The sequence below is a fragment of the Cupriavidus sp. 22TCCZM04-2 genome (genome assembly GCF_057798895.1).
Genome location: NZ_JBYOJS010000030.1, coordinates 33254 through 49538, shown reverse-complemented (window position 1 = coordinate 49538; position 16285 = coordinate 33254). Strand labels below are relative to the sequence as shown.

The window sequence follows — 16285 nt, the reverse complement described above, 5'->3', positions numbered from 1 at the left end:
CGACCGAGGCTGTGTGAAAACGTCCCGATCGCCTAGACTGAGTCAACGCATTCAGACTGGGGGATCGGATGAAGCGATTCATAGAGGGAGAAGACCGCAAGCAGGCTACGCTGCTTCCAGAATGCCTCGATGATTTCATCGCCGAGGATAACCCCGCCAGGATCATCGACGCGTTTGTTGAAGAGTTGGATCTCGAGTCGCTCGGGTTCGAAGGTGCCAATCCCTCAACTACAGGTCGCCCCTCATATCATCCTGCCGTCCTGCTGAAGATATACATCTATGGCTACCTCAACCGGGTCCAGTCCAGCCGCCGTCTGGAGCGCGAATGCCAACGCAATATAGAGCTGATGTGGCTGACCGGTCGACTGGCGCCGGACTTCAAGACGATTGCAGACTTCCGCAGGGATAACAGCACAGGCATTCGCAATGTCTGCCGTCGTTTCGTTGTGTTGTGCCGCGAGTTGAAATTATTCTCGCAGGCCATGGTCGCCATCGACGGCAGCAAGTTCAAGGCAGTCAACACTCGGGACCGCAATTTCACTGCTGGCAAGGTCGACAAGCGTCAGCAGCAAATAGAGGAAAGCATCCAGCGGTATCTGAGCGCGCTGGAAACTGCGGATCGCACGCAGCCAGCGGACATAGAACTCAAGACAACTCGACTGCGTGAGAAGATCGCGCAACTGCGCCAGCAGATGCATAGCCTTGACCAGATTAAGGAAGAACTCAAGACGCTGCCAGATGGACAGATCTCGATGACCGATCCCGATGCGCGCTCGATGGCGACGAGTGGCAAGGGCTCTGGAATGGTCGGCTACAACGTACAGATGGCCGTGGATGCCAAGCACCATCTGATCGTCGCCCATGAGGTCACCAATATTGGCAGTGATCGGGCGCAACTCAGTTCGATGGCTCGAGCCGCTCGCGATGCGATGGGGAGGACCAGGCTTAAAGCCATAGCTGATCGTGGCTACTTCAGTGCGCTGGAGATCAAGGCGTGCGCGGATACGGGCATTGCTGCCATCTTGCCAAAGCCAGCAAGGTCCAGCGCGAAGGTGGGTGGTCGATTCGTTCGGGCAGACTTCATCTACATTGCCCGAGACGATGAATATCAATGTCCCGCCGGTGAACGTGCGATATACCGCTTCACCACGGAAGAACATGGACTGCAGCTACGCCGCTATTGGAGCAGTGCTTGTCCGCGGTGCTCAATGCGGTCGAAATGCACGCCGAGTCCGTACCGGCGCATCTCCAGATGGGAGCATGAGGAAGTGCTGGAGGCCGTCCAGCGCCGGCTCGACAAGACGCCAGATGCCATGACGGTTCGCAGGCGAACGGTCGAGCATGTCTTCGGAACCTTCAAACATTGGATGGGCTACACGCACTTCTTGACGCGCACGCTACCCAATGTAGGTACTGAAATGAGCCTGCATGTTATGGCGTACAACCTCAAGCGTGTGCTCGGAATTCTCGGATTCTCGAAAACAATGAAGGCGATGCGCCTGGTGGGTGCGTAAGCACCCATTTACGCCCAAAAAAATGGGCTGAAGATCGCCCTCAGGGCTCCCATTAGCACTATTCGCCCGTTTCGACGTCATCCCACGACAGAATTAGCCGAAAATTCGATAAGGCAGGCTACGCCCCAGAGGGAGCACGCATTGGTCGATTCGAGAGACGTTTCCACACGGCCTCGACCCATTTCCGATGTTCGCCCCAGTTGAGGCCCGTGACCGTTTTGGCCGAAAAGACGACATCCGGCCCGCGGGTGCAATAGCCGCACCCCGTCCCGAATGCCATCATTCATCAGCACAGACGGTACATGCGCTCAAGAATGGAGATTTATCCTACGACCGGCGCGACAGGAACAAAAGGGCTGCCACCGCAACCACCGGCCCGACCGCAAGTGTCAGCAGCGCAACCGAAAACGAATGCGTCTGCCCATAGAAGTAGCCCACCACGAGCGGTGACATGGCGCTGCCGGATTGCCAGATCGCATTGGTCAGGCCAGCGGCGGCACCGGCGGAGTTGCGGCCGGAGGCATCGCTTACCTGTGCCATGAGCACGGGCGTATAGCCGAATCCGACCGCGCCCAGCAAGGGGGCGATCAGGTAGAACTGGGTGATCGTGGAACTTTGTCCGAAGACCACCAGCATGACGGCAAAGGCGGACAAGCACAGGATGGAGATCCGCTTGCGGGCGTTGCTGTGCAAGTCGGAGAGCCATCCGAGCACCGGCTTTGCGATGACTGCGCCAATGCCGAACGTGGCCGCAATCGAACCCGCCGTCACCGGCGTAATGCCGTATTGCCTGGTCATCAGTGCATTGGCCCATGCCCCGAAACCCACAGTGGCCCACAAGCCGCCGCAACCGGCAATGGCAAGCAGGATGAGGTTTCGGTGCTTCAGCAGCACCACGACGTCGGCAGCTTTGATGCGCGACATGGGCGGCTCTCCTTCGGGGGCGTCGCGCAAGACAAACCAGGCGACCGCCGCGCACGCCAGCGTAATCATTCCCAGCAGGCGAAAGGCGCTTTGCCAGCCATACCACTGCGAAATGGTCGGCACCGTGGCATTCGTGAGCACGATAGCCAGCGACGTGGCTGTCGTGTACAGGCCCATCGCGCGGCCGCGGTCCTTGCGGAACCACGCCGCGATGATCTTCATGCCGGCCGAATAGTCCGCGCCGGCGGCCAGGCCCATCGCGAACTGGATGGCAATGCCGGTCCACAGGGTATGCGCGAAGCCGAAGCAGAACGTGAGCACGCCCAGCGGCACGAGTGCCAGGGTCAGCGTGGCGCGGCCGCCCAGCACGTCGGTCAGGATGCCGCCCGCGATATTGGCGAGCACATAGCCGATATAGAAGGCCGTGATGAATGCGCCGAGCATAGACACCGCCAGGCCCAGCGTTTGGCCGACCGGCGCGGCAACGCTGCTCCACGCCACGCGATCCACATAGCTGAGCAGGAACGCCGCCCACACCACCGCCAGCACCACCCAGCGGTATCGTGATGCGTCGGCATTCGCGGGCGACGCGGCATCGACCGCCTTCTCCGCCATCGAAAGGCTTGTCTTCATGGTCTCCTCCATCGCGGGCGTGTGCGTGGGAGCACTCCGCGTAGTATCAGATGTATTGGGTACAGACGTCCGGAAATATTTCCGCGGACGGCGGCTCGGTCGTCCGCTCTTCTTGCTGCATGGTTTCCATCGATGGCAGTTGCCTGTCATCACCGGGTATGGCTTACAAGTCCAGTACGAGTGTCCGCGACCTCGCGCGTGAGCAGCACGGTGTGAACTGATCGTTCCTTGCCTGCTCCTCGGGAGACAGGTAGAGGTCACGATGGTCGGGTTCGCCTTCGAGCACACGTACCAGGCAGGTGCCACAGATACCCTGTCCACAGGACACCGGCACTTCCACGCCGGCGTTGGCCAGTGCCTCGGCTACGCTTTGCTCCGCCGGGACGACCACGGTCTTTCCCGAACTGGCGAGCTTCACTTCGAATGCACCACCGGCGGTATCGACGGTGGCCGCGAAGAACTCATAGTGCAGGCGCTCTTCTGCCCAGCCAAGCTGGCGGGCCGTGTCGAGCACCGCGTCCATGAAGCCCTTTGGTCCACAGACATAGAGATGCACCTTGGCGCTGGCCTCAGCCAGCAGGGCCTGGATGTCGAGCCTTTGCGCCGGGTCTTCGTCGTCGAAGTGGAGTTGCACCCGCTCGGCATACGGTGCGCGTCCAAGTTGGTCGACAAAGGCGGCGCATCGTCGCGAGCGGGCGCAGTAATGCATGGCAAATGGAAGTCCTTGGTTCGACAAGGACTCCGCCATGCACAGCATCGGCGTGATGCCGATGCCGCCAGCCAGCAGCAGGTGCCGGGCGGCTTCCGGCTCGAGCGGGAAGTGATTTCGCGGTGTACCGATCTGCAGCGTGCTGCCCTCTTGCACGGCCTCGTGCATGGCGCGGGAACCACCGCGCGACTGTGCGTCGTTCAACACGGCGATCACGTACCTGTGCTGCTCGGAGGGCGGGTTGCACAGCGAATACTGCCGTGTCACACCGCCTGGAATGTGCACGTCGATGTGCGAGCCGGCGGAGAATCGCGGCAGCGGTGCACCGTCAAGGTCGGCCAGTTCGAAACTGCAGATGCCTTCGGCCTCCATCTGCTTGCGCACCACGCGCACGGTGAGTTGGGATGCACCCATGACGCCCTCCTACATCACATGCAAGCCACCATCCACCATCAGCGTGGTGCCGGTGATGAACGAAGCCTCGTCGCTGGCCAGCCAGAGGATTGGCCACGCAATCTCGTCGGGCGAGGCCCAGCGCCCGAGCAGGGAGGTGTCCTGGCGCTGCCCCTTGAGTACGTCCAGGCTCTTGCCGGCAGCCTCGGCGCGGCCGATATGGAAGTCCGTCAGGGTCGAGCCTGGGCACACCGCGTTGGCCCGCACGCCGTGCGCCGCTTCCTCGAAGGCGAGGGTACGCGTCATGGCCAGCATGCCCGCCTTGGTGGCGTCATACAGGCCCATGCCCTTGCGCCCGGTCACGGCGTAGCAGGACGACACGTTGACGATGCTTCCCTGGCCGGCGGCGCGCAGCAGCGGCAGCGCGGCCTTGCAGTAGTTCGAGGTACCCACCAGGTTGACATCGATCATGGCGTGCCACTCTTGCGGCGTGGCATCCGCCATCGCCGAATAGTTGCGCATGGCGGCGTTGTTCACCAGCACGTCCAGCCCGCCGAACTTGTCCGCCGCTTGCCGCACGGCGTGCTCGGCCTGCGCCGGATCATTCACGTTGGCCACCACGGTCCGCAGCGAAGCTTCCGGTAACCGCGCGGCAATGGCCGCGGCGGTGCGTTCCAGCGCTTCGGCGCTGGCGTCGACCAGAATCACCGAAGCACCCGCCGCGCAGAACAGGGTGGCGGTCGCGGCACCGATGCCGCCTCCGCCGCCCGTGATCAGGGCGCGTTTGCCCTGGAGTCGTTTGCGATGTTCCATCGTGGCGCTCTTATACGGAGTAAACCGGCTGGTCCTTGCCATCGTCCAGATGTTCGCGTGCCCAGTCCTGCGGCTTCTGGTCCTTGGGCAGCAGCACGCCGGCGGCGCGCACACGCTGTGCGCTGGCGTCGAGCGCGGGCGGCTCGACATCGCTTTGCATGTTTGCCGCAGCCTCGTACAGCATGCGGCGGCACATCACGATCGCGCGGTCGGTCGGCAGCAGCTTCTCCTTGCTGTGGTCCTGGATCGGGCCCATGCTTTCCTGCAGCGAAGAATCCTGCACCGCGAAGCCGAACACACCCGAATACGCGCGCTTATCCTTCTGCGCCTGGCGGTCGATCAGGTAGTCGTTGTCCTTGTTGGCCTTGGTGCGCCACGTGCCTTCTTCATATTCGTTGTGGATACCCTTGCCGGCCTTCATGTCGGCCAACTCCTGCTCCGTGAGCGGGCGGTCAGGACGGAAATTGATACTCCAGGCCCAGCAGTTGTGGTCGTCGATGGGCACCCACACGTGGCCGCCGAGCGCGTGCTCGCCAAACGGCGGAATCAGCGTGTACCACGGGAACAGCCACTGCGTGATGCGGTAGTAGTAGGTGTCCTCGTCACCGTTGCGGCGGCCGAACAGCGTGAGACCGACCGGTGTCTTCTCGATATCGAAAATCACGTTGCCATCGGCCTTGATGTACTTCAGCGCCTCGGTGCCCTGGTGCATGGGGTCGTCGTCGACCTCGTAGCGGTGCACGTACGACACGTGGCTGGTGTCGATGCCGCCTTCCATGGCCTGCAGGTAGTTGCTCTCCTGCAGCCGCTTGGAGACGTACACATGGCTCTCCGGCAGGTTGCACCACTCCACGTCGGGCGGAGCCGGCTGCTTGTCCTTCGGGCCCAGGTAGGCCCAGACGATGCCCGCGCGCTCGATGCACGGATACGCCTTGACGCCCATGTGCTTGCAGGCCTGCGGCGCCGAGGGCACATCCACACAGTTGCCGTCCCGGTCGAACTTGAGACCGTGGTAGGCGCAGCGGATGCCGTTCTCCTCGTTGCGGCCGAAGTAGAGCGAGACGCCACGGTGTGAGCAGAACTCGTCGATCAGTGCGGCCTTGCCCTCGGTATCACGGAACGCCAGCAGCTTTTCACCGAGCAACTGCACGCGTACCGGCGGGCAGTCCGGCTCGGCGATTTCGCTCACCAGCAGCGCCGGCACCCAGTACCGCCGCATCAGATTGCCCATCGCCGTGCCGGCGTCGGTGCGCACCAATGTTTCCGACATGTTCATGTCCATCTCTGCATCTCCTTGCGTTGTCCGTCTGGTGAAACTGTAATCCATTGTACGGACAATTTGACAAAGGTCAAGCTCGACTTTGAATACAATGGCGAATATGAAAAGCTCCGAGATGAAGGGAACAGATCACATGGAAGTCGAAAAGAACCAGGACAGCGTGCGCGCCGTGGACCGCGCGCTGGACATCCTTCTCGCATTCCGTCCGGGTGATGACGCCCTGACGGTGGCGGACCTGCTCAAGCGGGTTGATCTGAGCCGGCCGACGCTGTACCGCCTGCTCAATGCGCTCGAGCACAACGGCTTTCTGGTGTCGTTCGGGGAGCCGCAGCGCTTCCGGCTTGGGAGTTCCGTGGCGCGATTGACCTACGTGTGGACGGCGAGCCATCGGATTGCCGATATCGCCCAGGCCCCGCTACGTCGCTTGTGGGAAGCGACCGGAGAAACCGTGGCGTTGTTCGTACCGGAGGGCGCGTACCGCGTGTGCGTAGCCGAGATCGAGAGCGTGCAACCCTTGAGCTTCCGACGTGGCTTGGGATATCGGGAGAAACTGGCATTAGGCGCCAGCGGGCGCGCAATCCTCGCGCATATGGACGGTGGCACGGCACAAGCGCTCGATGCCCCGGTCGATCCAGCCGAGCTGGCCACCATTCGCCAGCGCGGCTACGCGGTCAGCCGCAACGAATTGATCGAAGGCGCCGTCGCGTTGGCCGCGCCGTTCTTCAACGGTGCGGATCGGGTCGCGGGCTCGCTGTGCATCTTCGGCCCTGGGGTGCGCCTGACCGAGGACAGGGTGTCTGCGTTCAGCCGTTTGCTGGTGACTGAGGCGGCAACGCTTTCGAAGGCCCTCGGGCAGTGATCCGCCTAAGCGCAGACTCCGGGCGAGACGAACTGACAGCGCGCCAGCGGGGTTGTGAACCTACTCAATGGCCCGACACATGAGGCGATGTGCGTAGTCGCTTTCGAAGGCGGTTTTGTGGGTAAGCCGGCCGTCCGAACATCTTAGTCGAGGAGCGACCGAACGACGTCTCTTGGCCGGTCTCGGCCTGATGACCGCCCCGAAGCATCGATCATCTCTGACCGACCCATTGACGATGTTCGCGTTTCGACAACCCCCGCTGCCCGCTGTCCACGGCCAATTCACAAGCTATGGAGTGGCACGGACGAAGGCAAGGATAGCTGCACCTATGGACTCGTCTGAAGAATTGATCGAGTAGACCTGCGAGAAATGGTTGTGCCCAGCGAATTGAGTGAAGGTTGGACAATGTCCTCGACCGCACAGCGTGTCGCGCAACTCCAGGATCTGCCTTGTAAATGGAAGCGGATCGAATTCTGTCAATGTCACCATCAGTGGTACTGGTGTCTGCACCAACCCGGGCATGGCTGATCGCTCGGCATATTGGCGTTGGTCATCGCCGTAATAGGCGGTAAGTGAAGGGCTGGCATCGGCGGTTGCCGGGTCAAAGATATTTCCCGACATGAGTATCGCGCCGGCCAGGCCCACGCCATCGGGTCCATGTAAGTGCGGCTGTGCAATATACGAGGCGACAAGGGCGGCGCCAGAAGAGTGCCCCAGAATGAAGATGCGCTTGGGATCCCCGCCATTTGCTGCGATTCCTTTCCTTATCCACTGGACGGCAAGGCCAATATCTTCGGCCCCCGACGGCCACTGGTGCAATGGCGCTAGTCGGGGGTTGACGTTAACGCCGACCATTCCATGCCTGACGGCCCACAGCATGACATTGTCATAGAAGGGGCTGCCCGCCGCATGTTTGTCGCCGGCGACAAAGCCGCCTCCATGTATAAAAACCAGTACAGGGAGGGGCGCTGCCGACATGGGTTCTGGGGCGAAGAGATCGAGGCGCTGGCCGTCTTCCGATCCATAGGCAAGATCTCTCGTTACCCTGACTCCTGTATAGGACTGAGTCGCCAAGGAGGGCGCATACAACGCCGCCGTGGCACGGGGCTCCGTCACTCTACCCAGTGCCTGAAGCTTCGCAGCAAACTCTGGCTGTACTTGGGCGTAACCCGGGGAGGCGGCCGCAATGACCACTGCCGCGGCAATGCGGATAGCACTCATACATTGCTGACTTGTCATTGGTCGCTCCTTTATCTCCGATTCGCGTGCCTTGCAGCCTGACATGCTGCGGCCTTGATCAGGATAGGGTAGGAGGTTAGCGGGCCACCTGCCACACGTGGCATGCGCTGCGCTGCAAACGGGCGGGTTGATCGTTATCCGAGCAGGCGACGCTCGGATGATGCCGTTCATTGGCCGTAGATGGCCCGCACTCGTCCCGCGTCAACTGAGGCGAGAGTGCCAGACGGCCCTTCGCGACCCGCTGCGGTCATCGGGGACGTCGCAACTGCAACGTCCGTTCTCAGCGTCCACCGGTCATTGGCCGCGTGCGTCGACCACTACAAAAAGCGAACTGCGCTCTTTGGCTCGTACGATGGGCGACTGAAGAGTGCCGAGAAAAATATATTGGGCGTGACATTCGCCACGCCTTCCGCTTTCCGCGTCCGGCCGCTGCGCTTGCGCGCACATGTACCAGGCTCCAAGCCGGTTTCACTGCAGGGAGAATGCGCGCCAGCAAGCAACGAATTGCCGTGCGAGCGTGCCGACTCTATCCGCGGAGTAGCCTCTGCGGGGCACCTGAGTGAGTTCCGGCATACCAGTTGACGCCTTTTCCGCCATGGCCGCCCTATCATTCGACCTTTGCGCCCGATTCCTTGATGACGCGCGCCCAGCGAACAGATTCGCTCTTCATGTACTGCGTGTACTGCTGCGGTGTGCCACCCAGGATTTCGGAACCTTGGTCGAGCAATTTATTCCGAACGGTCTTGTCCTGCAGCGTGTGCTCGGTTGCCTGACGCAGGCGACTGACAATGGCATCAGGCGTGCCTTTCGGAACAAGAATACCTTGCCAGGCACCCATCTCGAGCGAGTCCTTGCCCGTTGCCTCTTTGATGGTCGGTACATCGGCCAGCAACGTCGAACGCTTGGCACTGGTAATTGCCAAGGGCTTCAGCTTACCCGCCTTGATGTGCGGCGTCGCTTCGTTGAGGGGAAGGAACATGAACTGCGTCGAGCCGGAAATGAGGTCGGTGATGGCCGGAGCGCTTCCCTTGTACGCCACATGCGTAACGTTGATGTCCATCTCCTTGGCAAATAGCGCGCCGCCAAGATGCAACAGGGCCCCCGAGCCGGATGACGCATAGTTCAGCTTGCCAGGGTGAGCCTTCGCGTACGACACCAAATCCTTCACATTGGTGACTGGAAGCTTGGGAGTCGCCACGAGAACAAGCGGGATATTTGCCGTCAGACTGATTGGAATGAAGTCGGCGAAGGCGTCGAACTGCACGTTCTGGTACAGGGACGGCGCCAGGACGATGGCCGAGGTACTGTAGAAAATCGTGTAGCCGTCTGGCGACGAGCGTTTGGCTTCCGTCGCCGCGATGTTGCCGCCCGCCCCGGGCTTGTTGTCGGGGACAATCGATGTCGACAATTGCGTCGATAGCCCTTGAGCCACAATGCGCGCGTTGATGTCAGCCGAACCGCCGGGGGGGAAGCCGACGAGCATGCGCACCGGCTTGTTGGGATATGAGTCGGCTGCGAGCGCCACCGGCGCTACGCACGTGCTCGCGAGGACGGCCGCCGCCGATACGGCAAAGAGGAATTTTTGCATGATGGTGTCTCCAGGCTTTGTTTTTTGGTTGGATTCTTTTCTCAGGCCGCTTTCTCCAGCAGCCACTTCAGCGCATCGTCAAGAGAGGGGTTCTCGCCCACGGGCTGAGCATCGATAGCGGCGGCAGTATTCTTGAAACGAGCTTCGACACCAGGTAGCACAAGCGAGGTTAGGCCGGATCCCTTCAGTTCCTTCTGGGCCTCAGCGACTTCGTGAGTGCGACGCTTCGCGTGGATGGTGTGCGTTCGCACGAGCATGTCGATGAAGTCGGCCAACGGGCTCTCGTCGATATCTTTCAGTACGGCGTACAGCTTTGCGCGAACACCTTGTTTTTCCGCCGCCATGAGCAACTCGACGGCGAGCGCTTCCATTCCTTTGGTGAACACACTGCGAAGCACCTTCAGCGAAATAGCGTCTCCTGCAGCGCCGCCTTCAACGACGCGAATGTTGCCTCCAGCCGTCTGAATCAGCGAGGCGAGTTCATCGGCGCCCTGCGTCGCAGCACAGAGCAAAGGTGTCCGTGCCCAGGCGAGGGAAATGGCGCCCATCACCGCGACGTCAACGTAGTCAATGCCCTTGCTTTTAGCTCGCTCCGACGCGGCTCGCTTGTCCGCGGGGCTCGCCGTAGTCAAGTCCGCGTACTTGGCATGGGGTTTCATGTGTTCGAAGCACTGGCCGGCCACATCGAGCGCCACGGCTCCAAACACACACGAGAACACCCAATCGGCTTCGGCGAGCCAGGGGCCAACTGCCGACTCAACGGGTACGCCGAATTTGCTGGCCAGTTCGCGGCCGGCTTGCGAGAGGTGGGTGTCGCAGAACTGGAATGTTGTTCCCGGGATGGTGGCGAGGGCGTTGGCGTAGCAGCGGCCCACTTCGCCGAGGCCAATGATTGCGATGTTCAAGACTGTCTCCTGGCTGGATGCTGATACAGCCGAAGAGTACAAAGAAAATACAGTTAGAGCAACGCGAATCGAGAAGCCTCCGGGTAAACGTGAGATTTACCCGCCGACCCTAGCCTATAAAGTGATGTTATAGGATTTTAATGTTCTAATTTTGTATTCTTCCTAGCGTCGGGTTGCAAGCTGTCCAGCCGGCGACTCATGAAGCGCTGGTTCGAAATGAGCAGGTGGACCGTCATCACTTGCTCGGCAAGGTCACCATTCCCCAGTTCCACGGCCAAGGTAATGTCGCGGTGATGCTGAAGGCTGCGAAGGAGGTCGTCCCGCTCATAGAGGAAGAACGAGCGGGTGATGATGGGCATGTCTATCATCGTCTCAAGCATCGTCTTCAGACGTTGAGACCCTGCGGCATCGAGCAGCATGCGGTGAAATCGGCTATTGGCGGCTTGGACCTCGGCGATGGCATCTTGCGAGACTTCAGCTTGGTCGATGGCGTGGGCCATCTCCTCGTTGCACCGCTTGAGTTCCGCAACCATTCGAGGGTCGGCGCGCTCCGCAGCAAGCCGTGCGGCAAACGGTTCCAAGCGAATCCTGAGGCGGAACATGTCCTCGATATCCCAGCGCGTCCAGCCGGCAACGAAAACGCCGCGGCCCGCCTCTGCGACAGCAAGACCGTCATCAATCAGCCGTTTGAGCGCCGCGCGCACGGGCGTCCGACTGACGCCTATGTCCTCTGCAATGCGCTCTTCTTTCAACTGCGTGCCCGCCGTGTAGTGCCCCGCGACGATACGCTTTTTCAACACTTCGTAGGTCTGCTCGCTGCCCTTTTTCATCGCCGTTGTCGAGGGGGTTCCTCTGCCTCCGTTGTAGTCCTGTCTCCTTGCGTTCGCCAAGCGAGACGCGCCGCAATCCTACCAAAGACTCCCCCGGGCGCCGGAAACAGGTTTCAGCCAAGTTACTTTTTCGGCGGATGTATTTTATTTGTACGATGCGACCGAGCATCCCTCGCAAAACCCTAACGTTTACCCGTACAAAATAACGATCTCCTTGCACCTCATTGTTTTTATTTTGTACTATCCGTTCGATGCGCAATCGCCAACACGAACCCCACCAAGGAGACTACATGTCCATCACCGCACAACAACTTGACCGCCTCAAGGCCTTCGGTACCGCCACCATCCATGAGGCGCAAGGCCAGAAAGGCGCACTGGACGTCGGCATGAAGCCGCTGGACCCGACCCTGCGCATGGCCGGCCCAGCGGTCACCGTCGACATCCGGCCCAGTGACAACCTGATGATTCAGTACGTGCTGACCCAGACGAAGCCGGGCGACGTGCTCGTCGTCGACGCCAAGGGGTTTTTGGAAGCCGGTCCGTGGGGTGACATTCTGACGTTGGCCGCCATGAACCTCGGCATCGCAGGGCTGGTCATCAATGGCTCCGTTCGCGACGGTAATGCCATCATCGAAATGGGCTTCCCCGTGTTTTGTCGTGGCCTGTCCATCAAGGGCACCCACAAGAACCAGCCCGGCAAGATTAACGTTCCGGTGCACATGGGCGGTGTCCAAATCAACCCTGGTGACATCGTGGTCGGCGACCGCGATGGCCTGGTAGTGGTAGCCGCTGATGAAGTGGAGGGTGTCATTGCCAAGAGCGAAGAGCGTGAGCACAAGGAAGAAGGCATCCGTGCAGCGCTCGCGGAGGGCAAGACCATGGTCGAACTGATGAATCTCGGTGAGACTCTGCGCCGCTTCGGCTTCCAGTGATGTGTCGGCACCCGGATTTGCGGGTGCGCGACTACCTACCTCTTGCTCGAGCGCTCGCAGAAGCGCATTCCCAGAATTTGGAGACATCCCATGCACATTCTCGTGCGCATTCTGACCGCGTTCGCCATGAGCGTTACGGTTTCCACCGTTGCTATGGCTGCGGATTCCCATGGTCCTGTGCGAGTGGTGGTGCCATTCGCCGCAGGCGGTGCCACGGACGCGCTTGCGCGGCTGCTTGCACCGGGACTTGCCAAGGAGCTTGGCCAGACCGTCGTCGTCGAAAACCGCCCCGGCGCAAGCGGGCAAATTGGCACGGCCTACGTGAAGAACGCTCCGGCTGACGGCTCCACCTACCTTTTGGCGCTCGACCATTCGGTAGTCATCGTGCCCTTGATTACGCCTTCGGCGGGGTACGATGCGCTGCGCGATTTCACGCCGCTCGGCACGGTTGCGCGCTTCCAGTGGGCCTTTTCCGTTCCCAACACCAGTCCCGCGACAACACTCAAGCAATTTATCGAGCTCGCAAAGAAGGATGCGAGCAAGCGGAACTTTGGCGTCCCGCTGATGGGTGGGATGCCCGACCTTATCGGAGCCAGTGTAGGCGGCAAGGTGGGTGCTTCCATGGAAGCTATTCCTTTTAACGGTTCGGCCCAGATGATGCCTCAACTGATAGGTGGCCAGCTTGCGTCGGGCGTAACTGGCACTCCAGAAGGAGTCACGATGGCACGCGGAAAGAAGGTGAGGATTCTTGCGATTACCGGAGACAAGCGTTCCACACTGCTGCCTGACGTGCCGACTTTCGAGGAGCAGGGCGTTCAAGGCCTGAGTCTGAGCAGCTTCAATGCCTTCTTTGCACCAAAGGGCCTGCCGGCGCCTATCGCAGAGAAGTTCAATGCCGCCCTTCGCAAGACATTGCAAGATGCGGACGTCCGAAAGCAGATCAATGACATGTCCCTCGACATCGCATCGTCGAGTTCGCTTGCCGACGCGACGACAGAACTGCAGCGTACATATCGCTTTTGGCACACTGCAGCGCCTGCTAAGCGATAACTCGATACCGCAGACAGACGATACCCACCATGCCCATTGCTATGACAGTCCCGCACTCGACCGGCACGGGAAGGCCTTTGTTTCGCATGCCGGCTGACGCGTGTGACTGCCATATGCACGTGTTTGATGCGGCTCTACCGTTTGCAGCCAATGCATTGCTGACACATGGTCCTGCGACATCGGCGCAGTACAGAATGCTGCAGCAGCGGTTGGGCACGTCGCGCAACGTAGTGGTTCAGCCTTCATCCTATGGGACCGACCACCGGGCATTGCTCGCTGCCCTCCAGGACTTTGGCGATACCGCTCGCGGCGTGGCCGTCATTAGGCCAGAGACGGAAGACGCGGCGCTGGATCAGTTAGCTACCGCCAATGTCGTCGGGGCACGCATGAATCTGGTCCAGCGCGGCGCAACAGACATCGTCATGGCCCGTCCCTTGGCGGCGAAACTGCGGCGGCTGGGCTGGCATTTGCAGGTCCACCTGTGGCCCGAAGCGTTTTTGACAAACTTGGACCTGCTGCTTTCCCTGGGCGTTGATGTGGTCGTTGACCATTTCGCCCGCGTGTGGAGCGACGAGAGGCTGGCGCCACTCGTTGAGCGGGGTGTACATAAATTGCTAGGGAGTGGCCGCGGCTGGCTGAAGCTCTCCGGAGCCTATATGGCGGTTCTCGACGGAAACCCGGACTCATGCCGGCTCGGGGAATTCGTTAATTCGGTCGTAGAGCGATACCCCGACCGGTTGGTGTGGGGGACAGACTGGCCTCACGTGACAGAAGCCACTAAGCCGGATGATGCGGCATTGATGAATCTCCTCGCAAGATGGATTCCCGACGAGGGTGTAAGAAGCACCATTCTGGTAGCGAACCCCTCCACTCTTTACCAATTCGACCGCCGACGGTGAGCTCTGGCCCACGAACGAACCTGTCGAACATAACTTGTTTAATGCAGCGAGCGATTCTTCAAACAGCCGTTCGTAGCACATGCACTGCATAGGAGACCCGCATGACAGCGGCAGCGCAGACTGACTACCGCGCGACAACGATTCGAAAGATTCAGTGGCGCATCCTTCCATTCCTTGTGCTCCTCTACATCATCGCGTTCATTGACCGGTCCAACATCGGCTTCGCCGCGCTCAAGATGAACGGGGACCTGGGAATCTCCTCGACACAGTTTGGCGTCGCTGCGGGGTTGTTCACGGTCGGATACTTCCTCTTCGAAGTACCGAGCAATTTGCTGATGCATCGCTACGGCGCCCGCAAGTGGATTGCACGCATCTTGTTTACCTGGGGAGCGGTTTCCGCTTGCACGGGCTTCGTGCACAGCTACACGCAGCTCGCCATCGTGCGCACAGTGCTGGGCATCGCTGAGGCAGGCTTTTTCCCATGTGTGCTCCTCTACCTGACCTACTGGTTTCCGGAGAGGGAGCGGGCCCGCGTAGTGGCGTTGTTTATGGTCGCATTGCCCATCGCGACTCTGGCGGCAGGACCGCTTTCTGGTGTCATTCTGGACCACGTGCACTGGGCAGGCGTTGCTTCGTGGCGCTGGTTGTTCATCCTCGAAGGGGTGCCGGCGGTTCTGCTGGGTTTCGTGGCGCTGCGGATACTTCTAGACAGTCCGCGTGATGCCAAATGGCTGACCTCGGATGAGAAGGCGTGGCTCACCGGCATTCTCGAGGCGGAAGCGAAGGCAAAGGTGAAGCAACACGGGGAAATGTCGTTCTGGAAGAGTCTCAGTGGCGTGCGCATCTGGCTGCTTGCATTCATCTATTACGCCAAATCCGTGGCCGTGTATGTGCTCGCGTTCTACTCGCCGCAAATCCTAAAAGGGCTCGGCCAGGAACTTAGCAACACAACGGTGGGCCTGCTGAACGGGCTTCCCTACGCTGTCGCGACCGTGGTGATGGTCTGGTGGGCACGGCGTTCTGACCGGACCGGCGAGCGGCGTTGGCATGTGGCGCTACCGCTGTTTACCGCTGGCGTCGCCCTCGTACTGATGGCGATAGCGGCCGGCAACCTGTGGGTATCCCTGGCATTGCTGACAGTGGTTACTGCCGCAATCTACGCACCGTATGGGCCCTTCTGGGCGATGCCTTCTCTTTTCCTGACCGGCTCCTCGGCGGCCGTTGGTCTGGCGGCGATTAACTCAATCGCGAACCTTGGTGGCTTCGTCGGACCGGTCGCATTTGGCGCGTTGAAGGATTCGACGGGGTCGATTTATGCTGGCTTGGCCTTTGTAAGCTTGACGCTCGTCGCTGCAGGCATCCTCGTGGTGCGCCTGCGATTCGTCAAGGAAGCGGAACAACGCATGCGAGCAACGATGGCGACCGCTATGGCCGCGTGAGAGCAATCGGTAGCGGCTTGGACTCAACGAGGCCGATCCGCGTTGACCAGCAAATGACTACACACCGGGGTGACCAAGGCAGCCGTTCATTCTTACGCGTAGTCGCAACGCTTCACGCTACGTGATAGCAACGTCAGGATCCTGCTGGTAGCGCCGCCTTGGGTCGATACCGATTTGTCCTTGTCCGCGTCATGGTGTCTCATGAGGGCGCCTACGCCATATATAACCGGTAGTGACGGACGACGCAGCAACGTTCGCGAGCGGGGAGCTGAACGGCCG

General features: G+C 60.6%; 14 protein-coding genes and 1 pseudogene. 7 read left to right on the top strand and 8 right to left on the bottom strand.

Annotated features, from left to right (window positions below):
- Positions 1–68 precede the first annotated feature (68 nt).
- Positions 69–1514 (top strand): IS1182 family transposase, encoded by a 1446-nt coding sequence (locus AC3FKG_RS28300; RefSeq protein ID WP_488744731.1) that lies wholly within the window; start codon positions 69–71, stop codon positions 1512–1514.
- A 327-nt stretch (positions 1515–1841) separates the two neighbouring features.
- Here AC3FKG_RS28300 and AC3FKG_RS28295 read toward each other — a convergent pair whose 3' ends face one another.
- The 4 genes from AC3FKG_RS28295 to AC3FKG_RS28280 all read right to left on the bottom strand — a co-directional run bounded on the left by AC3FKG_RS28295 (position 1842) and on the right by AC3FKG_RS28280 (position 6268).
- Entirely contained in the window at positions 1842–3071 is a 1230-nt protein-coding gene (locus tag AC3FKG_RS28295; RefSeq protein WP_488744730.1) for an MFS transporter, read from the bottom strand.
- Between the two features lie 163 nt (positions 3072–3234).
- Positions 3235–4194 (bottom strand): PDR/VanB family oxidoreductase, encoded by a 960-nt coding sequence (locus AC3FKG_RS28290; RefSeq protein WP_488744729.1) that lies wholly within the window; start codon positions 4192–4194, stop codon positions 3235–3237.
- Between the two features lie 9 nt (positions 4195–4203).
- A complete protein-coding gene (locus tag AC3FKG_RS28285; protein ID WP_488744728.1) occupies positions 4204–4986 on the bottom strand; it encodes an SDR family NAD(P)-dependent oxidoreductase in 783 nt (260 codons plus the stop codon).
- 10 nt (positions 4987–4996) lie between these two features.
- Positions 4997–6268 (bottom strand): Rieske 2Fe-2S domain-containing protein, encoded by a 1272-nt coding sequence (locus AC3FKG_RS28280; protein WP_488744727.1) that lies wholly within the window; start codon positions 6266–6268, stop codon positions 4997–4999.
- A 130-nt stretch (positions 6269–6398) separates the two neighbouring features.
- Here AC3FKG_RS28280 and AC3FKG_RS28275 point away from each other — a divergent pair, with 130 nt between their 5' ends.
- Entirely contained in the window at positions 6399–7124 is a 726-nt protein-coding gene (locus AC3FKG_RS28275; protein WP_488744726.1) for an IclR family transcriptional regulator, read from the top strand.
- 288 nt (positions 7125–7412) lie between these two features.
- Here the strand turns inward: AC3FKG_RS28275 and AC3FKG_RS28270 are convergent, their stop codons facing one another.
- The 4 genes from AC3FKG_RS28270 to AC3FKG_RS28255 all read right to left on the bottom strand — a co-directional run bounded on the left by AC3FKG_RS28270 (position 7413) and on the right by AC3FKG_RS28255 (position 11686).
- Positions 7413–8363, bottom strand: a complete 951-nt coding sequence (locus tag AC3FKG_RS28270; protein ID WP_488744725.1) for an alpha/beta hydrolase — start codon at positions 8361–8363, stop codon at positions 7413–7415.
- A 607-nt stretch (positions 8364–8970) separates the two neighbouring features.
- A complete protein-coding gene (locus AC3FKG_RS28265) occupies positions 8971–9951 on the bottom strand; it encodes a Bug family tripartite tricarboxylate transporter substrate binding protein (protein WP_483713630.1) in 981 nt (326 codons plus the stop codon).
- Positions 9952–9992: 41 nt separating this feature from the next.
- Entirely contained in the window at positions 9993–10856 is an 864-nt protein-coding gene (locus AC3FKG_RS28260; protein WP_483735112.1) for an NAD(P)-dependent oxidoreductase, read from the bottom strand.
- A 137-nt stretch (positions 10857–10993) separates the two neighbouring features.
- Entirely contained in the window at positions 10994–11686 is a 693-nt protein-coding gene (locus AC3FKG_RS28255) for a GntR family transcriptional regulator (RefSeq protein ID WP_483713632.1), read from the bottom strand.
- A gap of 290 nt (positions 11687–11976) precedes the next feature.
- Between AC3FKG_RS28255 and AC3FKG_RS28250 the strand changes: the two genes are divergently transcribed.
- From AC3FKG_RS28250 to AC3FKG_RS28230, 5 genes and pseudogenes are all read left to right on the top strand, one after another.
- On the top strand, positions 11977–12618 hold the full coding sequence (locus AC3FKG_RS28250; RefSeq protein ID WP_483713633.1) for a 4-carboxy-4-hydroxy-2-oxoadipate aldolase/oxaloacetate decarboxylase: 642 nt from the start codon (positions 11977–11979) through the stop codon (positions 12616–12618).
- Positions 12619–12708: 90 nt separating this feature from the next.
- The gene (locus tag AC3FKG_RS28245; RefSeq protein ID WP_483713634.1) at positions 12709–13668 is read left to right on the top strand and encodes a Bug family tripartite tricarboxylate transporter substrate binding protein; all 960 of its coding nucleotides are present in this window, start codon (positions 12709–12711) and stop codon (positions 13666–13668) included.
- A gap of 29 nt (positions 13669–13697) precedes the next feature.
- Entirely contained in the window at positions 13698–14567 is an 870-nt protein-coding gene (locus tag AC3FKG_RS28240) for an amidohydrolase family protein (RefSeq protein WP_483713635.1), read from the top strand.
- Between the two features lie 101 nt (positions 14568–14668).
- Positions 14669–16006: an MFS transporter gene (locus AC3FKG_RS28235; RefSeq protein WP_483713636.1), complete on the top strand. Its 1338-nt coding sequence runs from the start codon at positions 14669–14671 to the stop codon at positions 16004–16006.
- Positions 16007–16078: 72 nt separating this feature from the next.
- Positions 16079–16183, top strand: a pseudogene (locus AC3FKG_RS28230) (short-chain dehydrogenase); the annotation flags it as partial.
- Positions 16184–16285: the final 102 nt, after the last annotated feature.

What these genes read in the sequence shown, in the direction of transcription:
- AC3FKG_RS28300 (WP_488744731.1), top strand. Translation starts at nt 69, where the DNA reads ATGAAGCGATTCATAGAGGGAGAAGACCGCAAGCAGGCTACGCTGCTT.
- AC3FKG_RS28295 (WP_488744730.1), bottom strand. Translation starts at nt 3,071, where the DNA reads ATGAAGACAAGCCTTTCGATGGCGGAGAAGGCGGTCGATGCCGCGTCG.
- AC3FKG_RS28290 (WP_488744729.1), bottom strand. Translation starts at nt 4,194, where the DNA reads ATGGGTGCATCCCAACTCACCGTGCGCGTGGTGCGCAAGCAGATGGAG.
- AC3FKG_RS28285 (WP_488744728.1), bottom strand. Translation starts at nt 4,986, where the DNA reads ATGGAACATCGCAAACGACTCCAGGGCAAACGCGCCCTGATCACGGGC.
- AC3FKG_RS28280 (WP_488744727.1), bottom strand. Translation starts at nt 6,268, where the DNA reads ATGGACATGAACATGTCGGAAACATTGGTGCGCACCGACGCCGGCACG.
- AC3FKG_RS28275 (WP_488744726.1), top strand. Translation starts at nt 6,399, where the DNA reads ATGGAAGTCGAAAAGAACCAGGACAGCGTGCGCGCCGTGGACCGCGCG.
- AC3FKG_RS28270 (WP_488744725.1), bottom strand. Translation starts at nt 8,363, where the DNA reads ATGACAAGTCAGCAATGTATGAGTGCTATCCGCATTGCCGCGGCAGTG.
- AC3FKG_RS28265 (WP_483713630.1), bottom strand. Translation starts at nt 9,951, where the DNA reads ATGCAAAAATTCCTCTTTGCCGTATCGGCGGCGGCCGTCCTCGCGAGC.
- AC3FKG_RS28255 (WP_483713632.1), bottom strand. Translation starts at nt 11,686, where the DNA reads ATGAAAAAGGGCAGCGAGCAGACCTACGAAGTGTTGAAAAAGCGTATC.
- AC3FKG_RS28250 (WP_483713633.1), top strand. Translation starts at nt 11,977, where the DNA reads ATGTCCATCACCGCACAACAACTTGACCGCCTCAAGGCCTTCGGTACC.
- AC3FKG_RS28245 (WP_483713634.1), top strand. Translation starts at nt 12,709, where the DNA reads ATGCACATTCTCGTGCGCATTCTGACCGCGTTCGCCATGAGCGTTACG.
- AC3FKG_RS28240 (WP_483713635.1), top strand. Translation starts at nt 13,698, where the DNA reads ATGCCCATTGCTATGACAGTCCCGCACTCGACCGGCACGGGAAGGCCT.
- AC3FKG_RS28235 (WP_483713636.1), top strand. Translation starts at nt 14,669, where the DNA reads ATGACAGCGGCAGCGCAGACTGACTACCGCGCGACAACGATTCGAAAG.